This window comes from Rhodococcus sp. 06-462-5 (assembly GCF_002258315.1).
Classification (GTDB): domain Bacteria; phylum Actinomycetota; class Actinomycetes; order Mycobacteriales; family Mycobacteriaceae; genus Rhodococcoides.
This window is the reverse complement of the sequence record NZ_NOYD01000013.1, coordinates 238,698-257,455: the sequence shown is the minus strand read 5'-3', so window position 1 is coordinate 257,455 and position 18,758 is coordinate 238,698. Positions and strand designations below refer to the sequence as shown.

Here is an 18,758-nt window from a genome sequence, read left to right as displayed (position 1 = left end):
CCTTCTCTTGTCTCTTCTTAACTGATCAGCGCGACGAGCACTAATGTTGACGCTAACTAAATATACTCCGATCTATGAGCTAAATTTGGGATGTTTCGGTTCGACCGCCGCGGTTTGGCCTATCATCCGGTCACCTGCTAGTCCCCGCCAGCTCGGAGGTCTTGATGATAGTTGTAGGTTTCCCGATCGTTCCCGCGCTTGCTGGAGCAAATAAGGACGTCGTCCTATCAGATGCCATAAATGGTCGTTGGAAGCTTGCCGAGCTGCAGGAGGAGGGTGAAGCGCCTAATGCGATTGCGTATCAGGATTGTAAGACGCTGGATGAAGCTCAGATCGCACTCGCTCGTCTTGGCGACGGACTGGACCACTTTATTATAGACCGCGGCTCCGTCGAGACTGGGCCCCGGATAATCGAACTGATTTCTAATCAGGATGCTATTGATCTACAAAAATCTAGCACACAAAGTATCCTAGATTTGATTGGAGGGCAAGGAGGTGGCGAAGCAGTAGAAGGGGGTCCTGATGCAGCAGGGGATGATGGAAAGGTGCCCCCTGCAAAGTCGTCGTCCGATTCCGACGTTCAAATACTTCGCACCCTACTTAGTGCCATTGGCACGCCTAAGAGGGCGGAGGCTGCTCGGAACCACTTAATTGCTATGGAGATGGCCGACTTGGCGGCGAGTCACTGGAAGTTGGGGACAGATGGCAAATTACTCGCCGCTCTTGGTTCCGCACCGGATGATGATGTCAGAAAAATATCCATTGATGTACTGCGCTCAAGGAATGGTTTAATGACGAAAGCTGCACTTGAGAAGGAGAATGGGCGTGAGGCTATAAAGCTGCTTCAGCAGATGCACTTGACCAACTTCATAGGTAAGCAGGTGGAGCTTTTCGGTGAGGTTATCAACCAGCGAAAGCAGTGGACTGGCTTGGCAAAATTTGCGCCAGTGCTTCTCGTGCTATCTCTGGTCGCATCCGTCGCCGGCTCAGTTGCTGCCTTCATCCTGACTGGGGACGGCCACCTGAACGGTTATCAGCTGCCACTCATTCTGTTTGTTCTGGCTCTGGTCGCGATTTCGCCTTCTGCCTTGCTTCTACTTGAAAGGCCACTCAAAGGACTCGACAGCTGGTCTCCGGGGGGGAAGGTTGAAGAGGACGCAAATGAGGCTGACTCCAAAACCCCAGAAGAACCAGCGGCGAGTGAGTCCAAGGTCGAATCCTCGAAAGAGGTGGAAACGGTATCCCGCTTGGAGATCAAGATCGTCAGTGATTAGTTAGCTATATATGCACTACGTGACCAATTTCTATCAAGCAGAACTAAATGCCGCTGACAAAATGAAGACGTAGGGCTACGTTTACGTCGACGCCACGACTTGCGGTGCTCATGGTGGGTCGACGTTCGCTCTTCCCGTGCGCTCACGCAAGTGAAGTGGTGAGGTGGCGCAGCAGGCCGACCACATCTGAAACGGTTGTATGGCGTACGGGGGACTGACGCAACGAAGACCCTGATGTTCTTAGTTGCGTCGACATACAGCAAGGGCGCCGTCGAGTACGCGAACCCGGTGGGAATGGCTCTGCTTACATCGACCCGTTGGGGGATATGAGGGCTGTCAACGAAGCTGCAAGGGTTGTCATCCGAACGGATGAGTCCGCGAAGGTTTCAGTTGTGCAATCGATTCGGTACCAGCTGAGTAGCGATGCGATGTTTCTCCTTCTGCTCGGTCTCGGCCTCGTCGTACTAGCGAGTGTCCTGTTCTGGCTCATCCTTGATATGTCGTAGGTCAGCTCTACGCTCTAGTTTACTGGTGGTCGAGGCGAGGGAGTCGGGTCAATGGGTAGGTCACGTCGAAGTAAGAAGCCTGAACCGCCGAGGCCGAGGCTCGCGCCCGAGCAGTACTCCGAACTGAACGCGACGTTCTACACCGGTGAACCGTCCGAATACCTGATGATGCGAATCGAATCGCTCTCGTTGATGGTGGCGAGTGTAGCGGCCCTCGCTCCTGCGTTTGCAGAAAACCGGCGCGTTGGCGTCGCGGATTTCGGTCCGATGAGTCCCCCCGATGAGCAGGCGAGACGGCGGTACATCCAGTCTGAGGCTGTCATCATCCTGCATCACTCGGCAGAGACGTTGCTGCGGATGTTTCTCGCGCACGTCGGCTACGAGCAATGCCCGTGGTTAGGTATCGCCTCATCCCGCACACCTCGCGAGTTTAAAGACAAGTGTATCGAGATCACGAAAGCGGGAGTGAAGCGCGATGACGTTGCCCGCATCTTCATTGGTGGAACCGACCCGCGAGACGCTGGAATACGTGTCACGGATGAAGAATTCGAGGAATCAGTCGAAGCCTTGACTCGCTTACTATACTTCTGCGCCACGCGGTTCCTAGATGAATCCTTCCTGTACAACGCCGCGAAGCACGGACTGGCGACGGTCCACCTAGATGACAGCACAAAGTTCGTGTTTGACAACGGGTCGTTAGAGGGGCCTGTCACATTTAGTTCGGGTGCGATGCTGACCTACCTTCACAAGCAGGAGAAGCCTGGTGCCACCTCAGGGCCGGAATGGTTCGTCAGTGCTACGGGGTCGCTACCTGACCAGGGTCTCGCGGTTGCCGTACTGATCCAACGCGCGGTGGGATCTCTTTGGGATGTGGCGCGACGTCGGTACACGGGTGCTTCTGGCAGCATCACGATCTTCAGTACAAAGGTGTTGATCGACGCGATATATGCCGCCGTAAACGAATCCCTCAACGTCGTGCGCACAATCTCGTTCGAGCTACCTAAGCGAGCTGAAGACGGTTCAATCAGTGAAGTAAAAATTAACTTTGACGGTCAGGACCTTTATAAGGATTTCGATCACTCTGTCGATGAGTTCAGGGCAGCGTTCATGAAGCGAGTCGAACTTCCTAAGCGGCAACGTGACATGAAGCCGTTGATAGTGAGCCGACGGAATCTCTTACCGTTCTCTCCTGAAGGGAGTTCACGTGTTTAGCTTTCAGGAGTCGGCATGTAAAGATCGGGGACAACATCAAGAACTCGTCGCCGCGTTCAAGGACCCGCGGTGCAGGAATTCCTGGCTACCGACCCGCGAGTGAAGGACATCCTGTTACCCCTGCAGTAGCGGCATCCTGCGCCTGACGGTTCAGGACATGACCGTCGGGCGCAGCCGTGGTGTTACGTTCGACCCGCACCCGATGGCACCGACACGAGGCGGACGATGTGACCCGGTACGAAGCACTGACAGAACTGCTCGACGAGAGGTACTCGTGCCGGCAGTTTCTGCCGAAGCAGGTCTCCCGCGAGGTACTCGAACAGCTACTGTCAGCCGCGCGACGGACTCCCTCCTGGTCCAACACCCAGTCGTGGCAGATCATCGTGACCGAAGGCGATGCCACCCGGAAGTTCTCCGACGCATTGGTGGAGCACGTGGCGTCCGGTGTGCCGCAACCGGACTTCCCGTTTCCGGCCAACTACAACGCCCTGCACCGAGCGCGGAGACGTGAATGTGGCGGCGCGTTGTACGAAAGCATCGGCGTGGTCAAGTCCGACACCGAGGCGACGACGCGTCAGTTCATCCGCAACTACGAGCTGTTCGACGCCCCACATGCGGCCATCATCACCACCGACGCCGATCTGGGCGTGTACGGGGCGGTCGATTGCGGGTTGTATCTCCAAACCTTCCTGCTTGCCGCCCAGAGTCTCGGTCTCGGAGCCATCGCTCAGGCAGCGCTCGCCGCGTACTCGCCGTTTCTGCACGAGTGGTTCGACATCCCTGACACCCGAAAAGTGGTGGCCGGCATCTCCTTCGGCTACCCGGACGAGACACATCCGATCAACGGATTCCGTACCAGCCGAGCGCCTCTGGACGAGACGGTGAGATTCGTCAGCAGCTAGGGAGCGAGCTGCGGCCCGAACTTCGTCTCGATCTCGGCGAAGTACGCGTCGGCCAATGCGACGAACTGCTTCTCGTCGAGCGCGATTCGATCGCCGACGGCGTATCCGAGAATGCTTTTGGCAGGATCGAGATTTATGGTCGGATCGCTGGTCATGATGTCGTCGGACGTCGTCATCGACGCGGCCAGGACTCGGACCTCGTTGAGTGGATTACCGTTCTTCTTCTCCTGGCCGCGCATGCGGTGCAGGAAGTACACCTCCAGCGTCAGGACGAGATTGTTGAAGAAGGCGACGTCGAATACCTCGTCCACGGCAGTTGTCGTCGTTCGATTCGACGCAACCGCACGGTATGCGGCGAGCTGAGAATCGAGGCGCGCACGGCAGGCGTCGATGTATTCGCGGGAGTACGACTTCACGGACAGCACGCGGGCGATCTTAATCCGGCTCGTGGTCTGACGCTGGGCAAACGTCAGTGCGAGAGGCGTCGAACCAGTTCCCTGCCCACATCGGTTCCCGAACGCCAGGCGCTCTCCACCCGGGGCACTCCGGATTCGCACCATTGATCGCCCGCCAGTCCGACGAAGCGTCCGTCCTGCTGCTGAAGCGCGAAGTTGGAATCGTGTTGCGCCGCAGGCTTGGCGAAGGTCCACCGATGAGCGTGAGTCCAGGTGGGTTGCGCGGTGACGACGGACAATTCGCGTAGCGCGTCGAGAACCGGGGCGATCGCACCGTCGGGGTTGTCCAGATGCTGCTGCGCGCGCCCCGACGTCGTGTGCACCACCAGAACCGGTGCGCCGTCGCCGCGCCGAGCACCGTCGTCGACGACGAAGTCGATATCGGGATGGTCGTTGACGAATGCTGCGTCCCGGAAGGGAATGTCGAGCCCTTCGAACCCGCATGCGACCGCGATGACGGGGACGTAATCGACGGCATCGGGGACGGCGGTCAGTCGCGTCGCCTGCGGATCCGGCATCGCCACCACGACGTGGCCGTCGGGAAGGTCGGTCAACTCGGTGGAATATTGGATGTCGAAGCCGTCGAGCATGTTTCGCACCAAGGATCGAAGCCCGTTGGGGGTTGCCCAGCGAACCGGGCCGGTGGTCGTGCACGGAACGGTTTCGGGTTTGAGGATGCCGAACGTGTTTGCCCACTGACGTGCCAGGCCCCTGGACTCCCAGTCGACGACCACCGTCGAGAATTCCTGATCTCGGACGGTGAAGTAGCCCGCCCCCAGATCGACGCGACGGCCGTGCAACTCCGGCGAGGACATCCGCCCACCCGGAGCTCGGCCTCGGTCGACGATGCGGAACGGCACGTCTGCGTCGCGAAGAACCCGCGCGCAGGCCGCACCGGCTATGCCCGCACCGACGATGGTGACCGGATCGGTGATGCTGCCCGCTTCGGAGTTCATCGGTCCAGTATGCCCGGATTTGCGCCAATATCTCTGTACCACCGGCTGTCTGGACATATCGGTCACCCGCTGCGTCCGCGTTCACTTTGTGTTCGACTACAGGGATGGCCATTACGGAGAAGCCGGACACCGGCGAGAACGGACTCGGTACCAGCCTGAAACCACGGCACGTGACGATGATTTCGATAGCCGGAGTCATCGGCGCGGGATTGTTCGTGGGTTCGGCCAACGCCATCGCGACGGCAGGCCCGGCAGTGCTGCTGGCGTACCTGTTCGCGGGCACGCTCGTGATCTTGGTGATGCGCATGCTGGGCGAGATGGCAACGGCCAATCCCGATACCGGCTCGTTCTCCACGTATGCCACACGCGCGCTCGGGCATTGGGCCGGATTCTCGGTCGGGTGGCTCTACTGGTGGTTCTGGGTGCTGGTGATCCCGGTCGAAGCCACCGCGGCTGCTTCCATTCTCACCAACTGGCTCGGCGGAGCCCAGTGGATGTGGGCACTGCTCATCGTCATCGCCCTCACCGCGACCAACCTGATCAGCGTCGGCAACTACGGCGAGTTCGAGTTCTGGTTTGCCCTGGTGAAGGTCGTGGCCATCATCGCGTTCATCGGCCTCGGGATCGCGGCGATCTTCGGGTTGCTACCCGACTCGGAAGTCAGTGGTGTGGACCAACTCTGGGCCTCGGGTGGCTTCATGCCGCTGGGCTTCGGCGCGGTGATCGCGGCCATGCTGACGACGATGTTCTCGTTCATGGGCTCGGAGATCGTCACCATCGCTGCTGCCGAATCGAAGGACCCTGCCAAGGGAATAACCCGCGCCACGAACTCTGTCATCTGGCGAATCTCGATCTTCTACTTCGGTTCCATATTCGTCATCGTCGCGTTGGTGCCGTGGAACGAACTGGATCCCAACACGGGGTCGTATCAGTTCGTCCTGTCCAAGATGGGGATCCCGCACGCCGAGACCATCATGGACATCGTCATTCTGACTGCGGTTGCCTCGTGCCTCAATTCGGCGCTCTACACCGCGTCGCGCATGCTGTATTCGCTCGGCGATCGAGGCGACGCACCCAGGGCGGTCAAGAAGATCACCACGAACGGTGTGCCGTGGGTTGCGGTGATCGCCTCGATGGTGCTCGGGTTCCTCGCGGTGGTCGGTAACTACATCCTGCCCGAGAAACTCTTCACCTACCTGCTGGCGACCACCGGTGCCGTCGCGCTGTTCGTCTACCTCGCCATCGCCAGCAGTCAGCTGGTGTTGCGGCGTCACCTCGACCGCGACGGCGAACGCCCTGCGGTTCGGATGTGGCTGTACCCGTGGTTGACCTATCTTGCCATCGGATTCATCGTGTTCGTCCTGGTGATGATGGTGGTGCGGCCGGAACAGCGGTCGTCGATCCTGCTCTCGGCCATCCTGGCGGCAGTGACCGTGATCGGAGGAATCGTGGTTCAACGCCGAAATGCGCGGCGCGACAGTGTCGCCGCCCGCGCATCGGAGTGAGTCCTACTGGACTCCCGCGTACACCTGCTGGTACAGATCGACGATCTGCTCGGCCGTCGGCACGATCGGATTGTTGCCTGGGCTGCCCGACGCGAGCGCCTGCTCGGCCATCAGCGGCAACAGCCCGTCCCACTTCGCCTTGTCGATACCGAAGGTCTCCGGCGTCGGAACCTCCACCTCACGGCACAGTGTGACGATGGCGTCCTGCAACTTGCCACCGGCAAGCTGATCCGAGTCGCTTTCCGACGCCGCGCCCAGTGCGCGTGCGCAGTCGGCGTAACGCGACTGGGCCCCGTCGATCGAGAATGCCGTGACGGCAGGCAACAGCATCGCGTTGGAAAGCCCGTGCGCCACATGGAAATGCGCGCCGATCGGTCGACTCATACCGTGCACCAAACAGACGCTGGCATTGGAGAACGCCATTCCCGCCTGCGTCGAGGCATGCATCATCGCCTTGCGCGCCTGCCGGTCGTCGCCGTCCCGATAGGCCCGCAGCAACGACGTCCCGATCGTGCGAATCGCACTGAGCGCCAAACCGTCGGAAATGGGGTTGGCCTTCTTGCTGACATACGCCTCGATGGCGTGGGTGAGTGCATCGACACCGGTATCGGCCGTCAAGCGCGCCGGCATCGACATCGTCAACTCGAAGTCGATGATCGAGGCGATCGGCAGGAACGACAGGCCGGGGCACAACATCTTCTCGTCCGAGGCGACATCGGTGATGATGGTGAACTGAGTTGCCTCCGAACCACTTCCGGCCGTGGTGGGAATGGCGATGATGGGCAGAGCCGGGCCTGTCGACAGCACGGGAGCCTTGAAGTCCCGCATCGTGCCGCCCTGCACCGCGAGAATGGCCAGTGCCTTGGCCGTGTCCATCGGACTGCCGCCGCCGAACCCGATGATCGAATCGGCCGAATGTTGCTGCACCGCGTCGAGTCCCGCGACCAACGAATCGGTCGTCGGATCCGGAACGGTGCCGGAGAACAAAGCCGGCGTCTTGCCGGCTTCGGTCATGATCTTCATCAAACGATCCGCCGAGCCGTTACCGGCCATGAACGCATCGGTGACGAGCAACGGCCGTGACACGTCGAGATCGGTCAGCACCGTCCCCAGCTCTTCGACGGCACCGCCGCCCAGCTTGAGGAACCGAGGAAACGAGATGTTGGCAACCATGGTGTGCTCCTTCGCTAGCTGTCTTGGGGGGCTCAGCTGTTTTCAGGGAAGCCGAGGTTGATGCCGCCGTGGCTGGGATCGAGCCAGCGACTGGTGACGGCTTTGCCGCGGGTGAAGAAGTGGACACCCTCGGTGCCGTGGGCGTGGCTGTCACCGAAGAGGGAGTTCTTCCAGCCACCGAAGCTGTAGTACGCCATGGGAACCGGGATGGGGACGTTGATGCCGACCATGCCGACCTCGACCTCGTTCTGGAAGCGGCGTGCCGCCCCACCGTCGTTGGTGAAGATGGCAGTGCCGTTGCCGTAGGGATTGTCGTTGATCAGCCGAAGCGCGTCGTCGTAGGTCTCGACGCGAACTACCGACAGGACGGGTCCGAAGATCTCGTCGGTGTAGATGCTCATGTCGGGAGTCACGTGGTCGATGAGGGTGGGGCCGAGCCAGAATCCGTCGGTGCCACCGTCGGGCTGGACGGTGCGGCCGTCGACGACAAGGGTGGCGCCGGCGGCTTCGCCTGCATCGACGTACGAGGCGACCTTGTCACGGTGGGCCTTGGTGACGAGCGGTCCCATGTCTGCCCCGCGGGTGCCGTCGCCGGTGACCAACGGTGTGGTGCGCTCGGCGATCTTCGCGACGAGTTCGTCGGCGATGTTCCCGACGGCGACGAGGGCGGAGATGGCCATGCACCGTTCGCCTGCGGAGCCGAAGCCCGCGTTGACCATGGCGTCGGCGGCGAGGTCGAGATCTGCATCGGGGAGGACGACGGCGTGGTTCTTGGCACCGCCGAGGGCCTGGACGCGCTTTCCGTGGGCGGTGCCGGTGGAGTACACGTACTGGGCGATGGGGGTCGAGCCGACGAAGGAGATCGACTTGATCTTCTTGTTCTCGAGGAGCTCGTCGACGGCCACCTTGTCGCCCTGCAGCACGTTGAACACGCCGTCGGGCAGTCCCGCCTCGGCCCACAGTTTCGCCAACCAGATGCTGGCACTCGGATCCTTCTCGGAGGGTTTGAGGACGACGGTGTTACCTGCCGCGATGGCGATGGGGAAGAACCACATCGGGACCATGGCGGGGAAGTTGAAGGGCGAGATGATGCCGACCGGTCCGAGCGGTTGACGGATCGAGTAGACGTCGACCCCGGTCGACGCGTTCTCGGTGTATCCGCCCTTGAGTAGATGCGCCATGCCGCAGGCGAATTCGACGACCTCCTGGCCGCGGCCGATCTCACCCAGAGCGTCGGAGAGAACCTTGCCGTGTTCGGCGGTGATGATGGCGGCGAGCTCGTTCTTCTTCGCGTTCAACAGCTCTCGGAACGAGAACAGGATGGAGGTGCGCTTGGCGAGGGAGGTGTCGCGCCACGCCGGAAATGCGGCCGCCGCGGCGTCGATGACCGCGCGGGCGTCCCCGGTGTCGGCCAGGCTGAGCGTGCCGGTGACCTCGCCGGTGGCGGGGTTGGTGACCGGGGCGGTCCGGTCGGAGGTTCCGGAATAAGTCTTTCCATCGAGCCAGTGCGCAATGACGTCGGTCAACGTTCGATCCTTCCATCGGTGTGTCTCGAGTCTCACTTGTACAGATGCACATGTCAAAGGCCAAAACCGCAGATCGCTGTGCAGAAATGCACACCGGCGATAGTCTCGGCGGGTGTTCAATGCAGACCATCTCCGCTACTTCCTCGAAGTGTCGAGGACCGGGCGTTTGACCGACGCCTCGCACACTCTCGGTGTGGACCACACCACCGTCGGTCGGCGCATCACGGCGCTCGAGAAATCGGCCGGGCAGCGCCTGTTCGACAGAACGCCGTCGGGTTGGCGACTGACCGAGGCGGGTCGACGCCTCGTCGCGTATGCCGAGACCGTCGAATCGACACTGATCGCGGCGTTCGAGGACCAGACCTCCGATACCGGTTCGCTGCGAGGGACCGTGCGCATCGCAGCGCCGGACGGTTTCGGAGCGTTCGTGCTGACACCGAAACTGGGCGTGCTCAGAGACAAGCACCCTGATCTCGACATCGAACTGGTCACCGCCACCGAACACAACTCGTTGGCTACCAGGGAGTTCGACATCGCAATCACGTTGGAGCGGCCGTCGCCGAGGTTCGTCGTGACTCGCAGGTTGGCGACGTACTCCCTCGAGCTCTACGCTTCCGCCGAGTATCTCGCCGCGATGTCGCCGATCCGGACCGTCGACGATCTGCGTGAACACACGCTGATCTCGTACGTGGACGCGCTGCTCGATGTGGCACCGCTGCGCATCCTGGATGCGATCTTGCCGGAGGGCCGCGCGCAGATTCAGACCAACAACATCACCGGGCAGTGGATCGCGGCGAGATCCGGTGTGGGGATTGCGCCTCTGCCCAGCTATATCGGAGAGCCGGACGAGGCCCTCACGTCGGTGCTGCCCGGCGTCGTCTCGGTCGAGCGGACGTATTGGACGGTGGTGCCGCGAGAGCTGACCGGTCTCGCGCGGGTGAAGGCCGTCGACGAATTTCTCCGGTCGGTCGTGACAGACGAACAGCATCTGTTTCCTGTGCCGCAGTAACGACGGGACAAACGCACATCCCGAGAGTGTCGGTGGCCGTTGACATTTGGGCGTTCGGATGAGACGCGCGTCTCGTGACCACGGACACACGTGACGCCGACCTCAAAGGCGTGGGAATCGCCTTACTCGCGGGTAACAATCTGTTACGCCCGCATCCGCTCGGCGGATCCACACGAGATTCTGGGGGAATCATGACGATGTTCGTAATGGCAGCAGTCGGCTTCGTAGGAATGGCAATCGCCTTGCTCAACGACGGAAGCGACATCGATTTTCGCAACCGTCAACTGGCAGGTGCCTACCGTCACCGCTGGGCCTGACACTCCGGTGTCCTGACTCCGGTGTGCGGTTGGCAAGATTCGTGGGATGTGGACACACCCCCGAGCGATCGGCTTACTGGTCGGCTACGGCCTCGATCGAGTGTTCGCAGACCCGCAACGCTGGCACCCGGTTGCAGGATTCGGCACCACGGCACTGCGCGTCGAACACGCCCTCTACCGCGACAGTCGAGCCTCGGGCGTGGTCCATGCGGTCGCGCTGATCGGCTCGGTGACCGCACTCGGCATCGCGTCGAGTCGCATGGCCGGTCGTGTGGGTGCACCTGCTGAGGTGGCCTTGGTTGCGGCCGCTACCTGGGCCGCGCTCGGAGGCACGTCCCTGTCGAAGGTGGGCCGGCAGATGGCCGACCACCTCGACGAAGACGACCTCGAGAGCGCGCGCGCACTGCTGCCTTCACTGTGCGGTCGAGATCCGGAACCACTCGACTCCGACGGTCTCGCACGCGCCGCACTGGAGTCCATCGCGGAGAACACCTCCGATGCGACGGTCGGCGTGCTGGTGTGGGGAGCACTGGCCGGGGTACCGGGAATTCTGGCCTATCGAGCGAGCAACACGCTCGACGCGATGGTCGGCTACCGGTCTCCGAAGTATCTGCGCTTCGGTTGGGCCGCAGCGCGAATCGACGACGTTCTGAACCTGCTACCGGCTCGCGTCACCGGCGTGGCGACGGTTGTCGCAGCTCCCTCGGTGCAGGGTTCGCCCGCCCGAGCCCTGAGGATGTGGCGACGCGACGCCGCCCAGCACCCCAGCCCCAACGCAGGTGTTGCGGAGGCGTCGGCTGCCGGGGCACTCGGGCTGCAGCTCGGCGGTAGAACGCAGTACCGACACGGCGTCGAGATCAGGCCGACACTCGGTGACGGACCCGCGCCGACCGCACGTGATCTTCGTCGATCGGTCGCACTGTCGAGCCGAGTGCAAGAACTGTCCGCTGTCGCGTCAGCGATTCTTGCCGTAGCGATCGGCCAGGCGAGGATCCGACGGCGTCGTCGGGCGTGACCCCGCGCGTGCCCTGGCTCGCTTCTCGCGGCGCGTGGGCAGCGTGAATTCTTCTTCCTCGTCGGGACCGGCCTCGTCCACGGGCTCGGTATCCGGCTCGCCGGACATCGCGTCCGCGAGTTGTGCACGTGCATTGCGGCGTTCCCGTATCTCCGCCCGAGCGAAATACGCCAGACCCAGCGGTGCCATGATGCCGAACGCCAGCCACTGCAGACCGTAGGACAGATAGGGGCCCGCGTCGGTCTGTGGCAGTTCGATCAAGCCGAGACCGCCCGGCTGAGCGTCGTCGAGCTGCAGGTATCCGTCGATGGCGTCGACTCCGACCGCTGCGCCGATCTGTTCCGGGTTGATGTTGTAGACCTGCAGCCGACCGTCGTCCTCGACGGGCTCGCGCGAAGTGCCCTCGGCTTGACGTACCCGTGCGTTCAGCGTCACCTCACCGGTGGGGGCTGCCTCGAACTCGGGCGCTCTGGTTCCCTCCACCGGCAGCACGTACCCACGATTGACCAGCACGGTGGGCCCGCCGTCGATGACGAACGGGGTGATGACCTCGTATGCGGGCTGATCACGGATGCTGCGCAGCCGCACCAGGACGTCGGAATCTGCGACGTAGGACCCGGGTGCGATGACCCGACGCCACTCGTCCTCGGCCGGAAAGCCGTTGGCTGTGAGAACGTCCGAGATCGGGACCGGATCCGCGTCGATTGATCGGGTGATCAGATCGTTGCGCTCGGAGGTCGAGGTGTTCTTCCCCAACTGCCACGGAGCGAGCACGCTGAAGCACAGGAACGCGAAGGCCAGCACCACCGCAGCCAGCACCAACCACTTGGGTCGCAGCAAGAACGCTAACTTGTCCACTCCACCACGGTAGCCGGGTCAGCGTGGGAGCCGAGACCGTGTCCAGTCCAGCAAGCCGGGAACGGCACCTTCGATCTGCTCGCGCACCTCGGTGAACGCCGAATCGGACGAGTAGTACGGATCGGCCACCGACGAGTCGTCGGCATCGGGGTCGAACGACCGCAGCAACGCGATACGATCTGCCGGAGCACCGAGCTGCAGCAGGGCGCGCGCGTGCCCGGTATCGAGAGCGACGATCAGATCTGCCGCCAGATGATCCGGCCCGACCTGCGCCGCCGCGTGCTCGCTGTCGTATCCGTGGGCATCGAGCTCGGCGACGGTTCGGGGATCTGCGCCGTCGCCCACATGCCAACCACCGGTCCCGGCGCTCGAGACACGCACCGCCTCGCTCAGACCGGCGTCGCGCAGATGACCAGCGAAGACCTTCTCGGCCATCGGCGATCGACAGATATTGCCGGTGCACACGAATGTCACGTGCAGTGGCTCGGTCATCGCACGGCCGCCGTGTTCTGCTCCAGCACGGTGGCCAGTTCGTCCATGCTCGACGCGGTGAACGCGGCGTCGTCGCTCTCGCCGTCGACGCCGTAGCCCCACTCCACGTACACCGTGGGAATGCCGAATCGAGCGGCACCGTGCACGTCGTGGTCACGATCACCGATCATGATCACCCCGGCCGTGCCGCCCTCGGCGTGTTCGATCGGTTCGATGCCGAGATTGGTCAGCGAGTGCGCGATCACATCGGACTTCGCCCGTCGGGTGCCGTCGTTGCTGGCACCGCCGATGAACTCGAAGTACCGCGACAGGCCGAAGTGGTCCAGAATCCGAACGGCGAATCGCTCCGACTTCGACGTCGCCACACCGAGGCGGACGCCGCGATCCTGCAATCGCGTCAGCACCGACTCGATACCGTCGAACGCGGTGTTCTCGGCCCAGCCCCGCTCGTCGTAGCGCTCGAAATAAGCCGCCAGTGCACGCTGCGCCGCATCCTCGTCCAGGCCGAGGCCGCGCAACGTGTCGATCAGGGGTGGTCCGACGACCATCGACAGCTGTTCCTCGGTCGGTTCGGGAGCGTCCACCGACGCCAATGCGTGGCGAAAACCGGCATGAATTCCCGGTGCGGAATCGGTCAACGTCCCGTCGAGATCGAACAGGACAACGGACGCGGGAGCATCGGCAGACATGGTCGAAGCCTATCGGTGCGGGCTGTTCGGTGACGGCGCGGCTACGCTCGTCGCGATGTCCGACACAGCTGCCGATCCCGATGCGCTACTCCGTCACCACGGAGACGTCGAGGTCGATTCCGGATTCGTCGACTTCGCCGTCAACGTGCGGGGCGACGGTCCGCCGGCCTGGCTTCGCGATCGGCTGAGTGCGGCACTGAGTTCGTTGGGTTCGTATCCTTCTCTGGCTGCGGAGAAGGCCGCGCGCGAGCAGGTTGCCGCACACCACGGCCGCTCACCGGACGAGGTGTTGCTGCTCAGCGGTGGTGCCGAGGGTTTCTCGATGCTGCCGCGCCTCGAGCCGAAGCTGGCGGCCACGATCCACCCGTCGTTCACCGAGCCCGACTGGGTGCTCGAGCAGGCGGGCATCCCGGTGCACCGAGTGATCCTGCCCCCGCCGTTCGAGCTCGATCCGACGCTCGTGCCCGACGCCGCCGACATGGTGATCCTCGGCAACCCGACCAACCCCACATCGGTTCTGCACCCACGCGAGGCGGTGCTGAGTCTGCGTGGATCCGGCCGCACACTGGTGATCGACGAGGCCTTCGCCGACGCCGTCCTCGGGGCGGGGGAATCGGTGGCGTCACAGAGCCTGGACGACGTGCTGGTTCTGCGGAGCCTGACGAAGACGTGGGCGCTGGCGGGATTGCGATGCGGATACGCACTAGGCCACCCCGATGTCCTCGCGCGACTGCAGCACGGCCGCGCACACTGGCCCCTGGGAAGTCTGCAAATCGAAGCGATCCGCGCCTGCACCGAACCGTTCGCCGTCGATCGAGCACGCGCCGAATCCGAGCGCATCCACCGTGACCGCATCGCGATGACCCAGCGACTCGAGGCTCTTGGCCTCTTTGTCGCAGGCCCGGCCCGGGGGCCGTTTCTGTTGGTGCGCGTCCAGGATGCCGATTTGGTTCGAGAACGCCTGCGCACCATGGGTATCGCGGTGCGGCGCGCAGACACGTTCCCAGGGCTCGACCGTCACTACCTGCGCGTCGCGGTACGGGACTCGCAGCAGATCGACATACTGGTGGACGCGTTGAACACCGTTCTGTGAGGAGAGCAGCGAACATGGCAGTGACACTGGCAGACGTCATCGAGGTACTCGACGACGCGTACCCACCCCGTCTGGCGGAGAGCTGGGACTCGGTCGGCCTGGTGTGTGGAGATCCCGAAGCTGTTGTGCAGCAGGTTGTCTACACGGTCGACGTCACCGATGCAGTGGTCGACGACGCCATCGCCTGGGGTGCCGATGTCATCGTCGCCCACCATCCCTTACTGCTCAAAGGCGTCGACACCGTCGCGGCCGACACCGCGAAGGGATCGGTGATCCACCGCCTGATCAAAGCCGACTGCGCGCTGTTCACCGCCCACACCAACGCCGACTCCGCCGATCCCGGCGTCTCCGACGCACTCGCATCCGCGCTCGGGGTGATCGACACCCGGCCCCTCGACCCCATTCCTTCTCCCGCACAAGACAAGTGGGTGGTCTTCGTGCCGACCGCCGACTCGGCCGCGGTGCGACAGGCCCTGTTCGACGCCGGAGCCGGGCAGATCGGCGATTACAGCGAAGCGAGCTGGCAGAGTGCGGGTCTCGGCCAATTCCGTCCGGGCCCGAACGCACACCCGACGCTCGGTGTTCTGGGAGAGGTGCACACCGAGGCGGAGGATCGCATCGAAGTTGTTGCCCCCAAAGGTCTACGTGCTCAGGTGCTTTCGGCGATGCGTCGGGCACACCCGTACGAGGAGCCCGCGTTCGACGTCTTCGAATCCGCGGCTCTGCCGTCGTGCACCGGCCTGGGCCGCATCGGAAAGCTGCCGAATCCGATGACACTGGGCGAATTCACCGAGGTCGTCCGCGAGGCGTTGCCCACTACGACGTGGGGAGTACGCGCTGCAGGAAATCCTGAGGCCACGGTCTCGGTGGTTGCGATGTGCGGGGGAGCGGGTGACTCCTTCTTGGCGACGGTGGCGCGCACCGACGCCGATGTGTACGTCACCTCGGATCTGCGCCACCACCCTGTCGACGAGCACCTGCGCGCAGGCGGGCCCGCGGTGATCGACACCGCGCACTGGGCCTCGGAGTTCCCTTGGTGCGAACAGGCGCGCAGCATCGTCGACGCCGCGTTCGGTGACACGGACGGGTGGCGCAGCCGGGTCACCGACGTGCGTACGGACCCGTGGACGCTGTGACCGGCTGCGGGGCAGGAGTGGAGCCTGCAGAAACGACCCCGATGGCTTGTATCCTGCGCTCGCACTGACGTAGAGCCGGTAGGGTGATCGGAACCAACTTCCATAGTCGCAGGAGTCATCAAGCGTGAACGTCGATCCCAAAGTCCAGGCCTCGCTGCTCGAATTGGCCGGTGTGGATACCGAACTCTCGCAGATCGCCCACCGCCGCAAGAGCCTCCCCGAGCAGCAGGAGGTCGACAAGCTCGAGACCGAGCGCACCACCCGCAAGGACGCCGCGGTGACGGTGCAGATCTCGATGGACGACCTCGATCGGGACATCCGCAAACTCGAAGGCGAGGTCGACGCGGTTCGGCAACGCGAGGCCCGCGACAAGAAGATGCTCGAGAGCGGCACCATCGCGCCGAAGCAGATGACCGAGCTGCAGCACGAACTCGGCAGCCTCGAACGTCGTCAGGGCATCCTCGAGGAGGAACTGCTCGAGGTCATGGAGCAGCGTGAGGCCAGCGAACGGGACTACGAGCACGCCGGTGCGCAGCTCACGCAGATCGAGGACGAATTGGTAGACGCCGGCCGCCGCCGCGACGACGCCGTCGCAGACCTCGACGTCGCCGAGAATCGCAGCGCCGAGCGACGCGAATCGTTGGTCTCGGGATTGCCCGCGGATCTGCTTGCGCTCTACGAGAAGCAGCGCGCGCTCACCGGCCGCGGTGCGGCGTTGCTGCAGGCTCGCCGCTGTGGGGCATGCCGAATCGAGCTCGATCGCAACGAGATCGCCAGCATCGCCAACAAGCCGGCCGATGCGTTGATTCGCTGCTCCGAATGCAACGCAATCCTGGTGCGCACCAAGGAATCCGGAATTTGAGCCAGGTATCGAGGGTCGTCGCCGAGGCCGACGGTGGATCGCGCGGGAACCCCGGCCCGGCCGGGTACGGCGCAGTGGTGTTCAGCGCCGATCGTTCGCAGGTTCTCGCCGAGCGTCGGGCATCGCTGGGCGTCGCCACCAACAATGTCGCCGAGTACAACGGCCTGATCGCGGCTCTGAGCGCGGCACGCGATGTCGGGGCTCGTGAGGTTGCCGTCCGGATGGACTCCAAACTGGTCGTCGAACAGATGTCCGGGCGCTGGAAAGTGAAGCATCCGGACATGATTCCGCTTCAGCGAAAGGCGGCCGACCTGGCTCGCGGCTTCGATTCCGTCACCTACGAGTGGATTCCGCGTGCGCAGAACTCGCACGCGGATGCGCTGGCCAACGAGGCGATGGACGCCGCGGCCGAGGGTGTGGACCTGACGGAATTGCCCGATGCCGAGCCGGTTGCGAAGAAGACCGAGTCGCCCGGCTGGACCGGTGCCATGGGAGAACCCACCCGACTGCTGCTGTTGCGCCATGGACAGACCCCGATGTCGGTCGACCGCCGGTATTCCGGTCGTGGCAATCCGGATCTGACCGAACTGGGTCGACGTCAAGCAGATTCTGCCGCAACGGTTCTCGGCTCACGAACAGATATCGACGCCATCGTGGCCTCGCCACTGGCGCGCGCGCAACAGACCGCCTCGGCGACAGCCGACCGCCTGGGATTGCCCGTCACCACCGTCGACGGTCTCATCGAGACCGACTTCGGTGACTGGGAAGGACTGACGTTCACCGAGGCCATGGAACGTCACCCCGAGGGCCACAAGGCGTGGCGCGGAGACACCTCCGTCGCACCGCCGAACGGGGAGAGCTTCGACGCCGTGCGCGCGCGTATCGAAGCGACCCGCGACCAGTTGCTCACCGAGTACGCCGGAAAAACCCTGCTGGTGGTCACCCATGTCACGCCGATCAAGATGCTGCTTCAACTCGCACTCGACGTCGGCCCGTCGCTGCTTTATCGACTGCACCTCGACCTGGCGTCGCTGAGCATCGCCGAGTTCTACCCCGACGGCGGGGCTTCGGTGCGATTGGTGAACGACACCTCGCACCTGGGACGACTGACCTGAGCTTTTCGGAGCATCGACGGAGGACGCGGTTCGCATGTCCGAGAACAGTATTCGCGAGCCTGCGGCGGCGCGCTGGATTGTCCTGGCATCGATCGCGTCGGCCGTTGCCGGTCTGGCAGTCGCGTTCGGGTGGCGGTACGGGGTGACGCGGACGTGGATCGATGCGGATTCACCACCGCCTGTGGCTTCGGGTGACACTGGGTACTTCCGCGTGTACGACTGGGTGCAATACGTGTCGGGTCCGCCGTGGTGGCCGGTTACGTGGGTCGCGCCGATTGCCGCTCTTGTGATCGGCACCGTCGTGTCGGTCGCTGTCGAATGGTTCCGTCTCCGCCGAAAGACCGGTCGGCTGACGCTTGTGGTGGCCCCACTCGTGGCGGGAAGCATCGTCGGCGCAGGGGCAGCATGGTGGGCACGAAGCCAACCTCCCGAAATCCGCATCAGGATGGTCACGGATCCCTCTTTCGACGACCTCGGGCCGACCGGCGCTGCGCGTCTGGACATCTACGGCGGTCCGCCGTTGTTCGACACCGTGCAGGCGGGGCTGCTGTTGCCGGTGATGGGAGCGGTGATCGGCGCCGCAGTGTTCGGTGTGGGCCTGACGGTCTCGACACTCCGCACACGACGCTTGACCTGACTCCGCGCCGATTGTCGAGCAGGTCC

General features: G+C 63.3%; 19 protein-coding genes. 12 read left to right on the top strand and 7 right to left on the bottom strand.

Translation table 11 applies throughout. The annotated features are described in order from the left end of the window. Nucleotides 1-161 precede the first annotated feature (161 nt). From CH251_RS27190 to CH251_RS08515, 3 genes are all read left to right on the top strand, one after another. Nucleotides 162-1,274, top strand: a complete 1,113-nt coding sequence (locus CH251_RS27190) for a hypothetical protein (RefSeq protein WP_143537805.1) — start codon at nucleotides 162-164, stop codon at nucleotides 1,272-1,274. 557 nt (nucleotides 1,275-1,831) lie between these two features. Further along, complete coding sequence (locus CH251_RS27430) at nucleotides 1,832-2,992, top strand: hypothetical protein (RefSeq protein ID WP_179273328.1); 1,161 nt, start codon at nucleotides 1,832-1,834, stop codon at nucleotides 2,990-2,992. A 227-nt stretch (nucleotides 2,993-3,219) separates the two neighbouring features. Beyond that, the gene (locus CH251_RS08515) at nucleotides 3,220-3,894 is read left to right on the top strand and encodes a nitroreductase (protein WP_094612743.1); all 675 of its coding nucleotides are present in this window, start codon (nucleotides 3,220-3,222) and stop codon (nucleotides 3,892-3,894) included. Here the strand turns inward: CH251_RS08515 and CH251_RS08510 are convergent. Further along, a complete protein-coding gene (locus CH251_RS08510; RefSeq protein ID WP_094612742.1) occupies nucleotides 3,891-4,319 on the bottom strand; it encodes a hypothetical protein in 429 nt (142 codons plus the stop codon). The genes CH251_RS08515 and CH251_RS08510 overlap by 4 nt on opposite strands. 44 nt (nucleotides 4,320-4,363) lie before the next feature. Beyond that, nucleotides 4,364-5,305 (bottom strand): NAD(P)/FAD-dependent oxidoreductase, encoded by a 942-nt coding sequence (locus CH251_RS08505; protein WP_094612741.1) that lies wholly within the window; start codon nucleotides 5,303-5,305, stop codon nucleotides 4,364-4,366. 104 nt (nucleotides 5,306-5,409) lie between these two features. Between CH251_RS08505 and CH251_RS08500 the strand changes: the two genes are divergently transcribed. Then, the gene (locus CH251_RS08500) at nucleotides 5,410-6,810 is read left to right on the top strand and encodes an amino acid permease (RefSeq protein ID WP_094612740.1); all 1,401 of its coding nucleotides are present in this window, start codon (nucleotides 5,410-5,412) and stop codon (nucleotides 6,808-6,810) included. Between the two features lie 3 nt (nucleotides 6,811-6,813). Here CH251_RS08500 and CH251_RS08495 read toward each other — a convergent pair whose 3' ends face one another. Together CH251_RS08495 and CH251_RS08490 are read right to left on the bottom strand one after the other, a co-directional pair. Next, nucleotides 6,814-7,983, bottom strand: coding sequence for an iron-containing alcohol dehydrogenase (locus CH251_RS08495; protein WP_094612739.1), 1,170 nt, complete (start codon nucleotides 7,981-7,983; stop codon nucleotides 6,814-6,816). A gap of 32 nt (nucleotides 7,984-8,015) precedes the next feature. Further along, nucleotides 8,016-9,509 carry a CoA-acylating methylmalonate-semialdehyde dehydrogenase gene (locus tag CH251_RS08490; protein ID WP_094612941.1) on the bottom strand — a complete coding sequence of 498 codons (1,494 nt, stop codon included), beginning with the start codon at nucleotides 9,507-9,509 and terminating at the stop codon, nucleotides 8,016-8,018. 112 nt (nucleotides 9,510-9,621) lie between these two features. Here CH251_RS08490 and CH251_RS08485 point away from each other — a divergent pair, with 112 nt between their 5' ends. The 3 genes from CH251_RS08485 (at nucleotide 9,622) to CH251_RS08475 (ending at nucleotide 11,850) form a co-directional block, all read left to right on the top strand. Next, on the top strand, nucleotides 9,622-10,518 hold the full coding sequence (locus CH251_RS08485; protein WP_094612738.1) for a LysR family transcriptional regulator: 897 nt from the start codon (nucleotides 9,622-9,624) through the stop codon (nucleotides 10,516-10,518). Nucleotides 10,519-10,709: 191 nt separating this feature from the next. Continuing rightward, a complete protein-coding gene (locus tag CH251_RS27825) occupies nucleotides 10,710-10,835 on the top strand; it encodes a hypothetical protein (protein ID WP_256978899.1) in 126 nt (41 codons plus the stop codon). A 46-nt stretch (nucleotides 10,836-10,881) separates the two neighbouring features. Beyond that, nucleotides 10,882-11,850 carry a cobalamin biosynthesis protein gene (locus CH251_RS08475; RefSeq protein WP_094612737.1) on the top strand — a complete coding sequence of 323 codons (969 nt, stop codon included), beginning with the start codon at nucleotides 10,882-10,884 and terminating at the stop codon, nucleotides 11,848-11,850. Here CH251_RS08475 and CH251_RS08470 read toward each other — a convergent pair. Genes CH251_RS08470 through CH251_RS08460 form a run of 3 tightly spaced genes read right to left on the bottom strand, consistent with a single transcriptional unit; the run spans nucleotide 11,791 to nucleotide 13,889 of the window. Beyond that, complete coding sequence (locus tag CH251_RS08470; RefSeq protein WP_094612736.1) at nucleotides 11,791-12,708, bottom strand: SURF1 family protein; 918 nt, start codon at nucleotides 12,706-12,708, stop codon at nucleotides 11,791-11,793. The two genes, CH251_RS08475 and CH251_RS08470, sit on opposite strands and share 60 nt — an antisense overlap. A gap of 18 nt (nucleotides 12,709-12,726) precedes the next feature. After that, entirely contained in the window at nucleotides 12,727-13,200 is a 474-nt protein-coding gene (locus CH251_RS08465; protein ID WP_179273329.1) for a low molecular weight protein-tyrosine-phosphatase, read from the bottom strand. After that, on the bottom strand, nucleotides 13,197-13,889 hold the full coding sequence (locus CH251_RS08460; RefSeq protein WP_094612735.1) for an HAD-IA family hydrolase: 693 nt from the start codon (nucleotides 13,887-13,889) through the stop codon (nucleotides 13,197-13,199). The genes CH251_RS08465 and CH251_RS08460 overlap by 4 nt, the downstream gene beginning before the upstream one ends. Before the next feature lie 55 nt (nucleotides 13,890-13,944). Here CH251_RS08460 and cobC point away from each other — a divergent pair, with 55 nt between their 5' ends. From cobC to CH251_RS08435, 5 genes are all read left to right on the top strand, one after another. After that, nucleotides 13,945-14,982, top strand: coding sequence for an Rv2231c family pyridoxal phosphate-dependent protein CobC (gene cobC, locus CH251_RS08455; protein WP_094612939.1), 1,038 nt, complete (start codon nucleotides 13,945-13,947; stop codon nucleotides 14,980-14,982). A 14-nt stretch (nucleotides 14,983-14,996) separates the two neighbouring features. Next, entirely contained in the window at nucleotides 14,997-16,118 is a 1,122-nt protein-coding gene (locus tag CH251_RS08450) for a Nif3-like dinuclear metal center hexameric protein (RefSeq protein ID WP_094612938.1), read from the top strand. 124 nt (nucleotides 16,119-16,242) lie between these two features. Beyond that, complete coding sequence (locus CH251_RS08445) at nucleotides 16,243-16,980, top strand: zinc ribbon domain-containing protein (protein WP_094612734.1); 738 nt, start codon at nucleotides 16,243-16,245, stop codon at nucleotides 16,978-16,980. Then, entirely contained in the window at nucleotides 16,977-18,095 is a 1,119-nt protein-coding gene (locus CH251_RS08440) for a bifunctional RNase H/acid phosphatase (RefSeq protein WP_256978896.1), read from the top strand. Before CH251_RS08445 ends, CH251_RS08440 begins: the two co-directional genes overlap by 4 nt. A gap of 34 nt (nucleotides 18,096-18,129) precedes the next feature. Beyond that, nucleotides 18,130-18,732 carry a hypothetical protein gene (locus CH251_RS08435; protein WP_094612732.1) on the top strand — a complete coding sequence of 201 codons (603 nt, stop codon included), beginning with the start codon at nucleotides 18,130-18,132 and terminating at the stop codon, nucleotides 18,730-18,732. The last annotated feature ends 26 nt before the right edge of the window (nucleotides 18,733-18,758 follow it).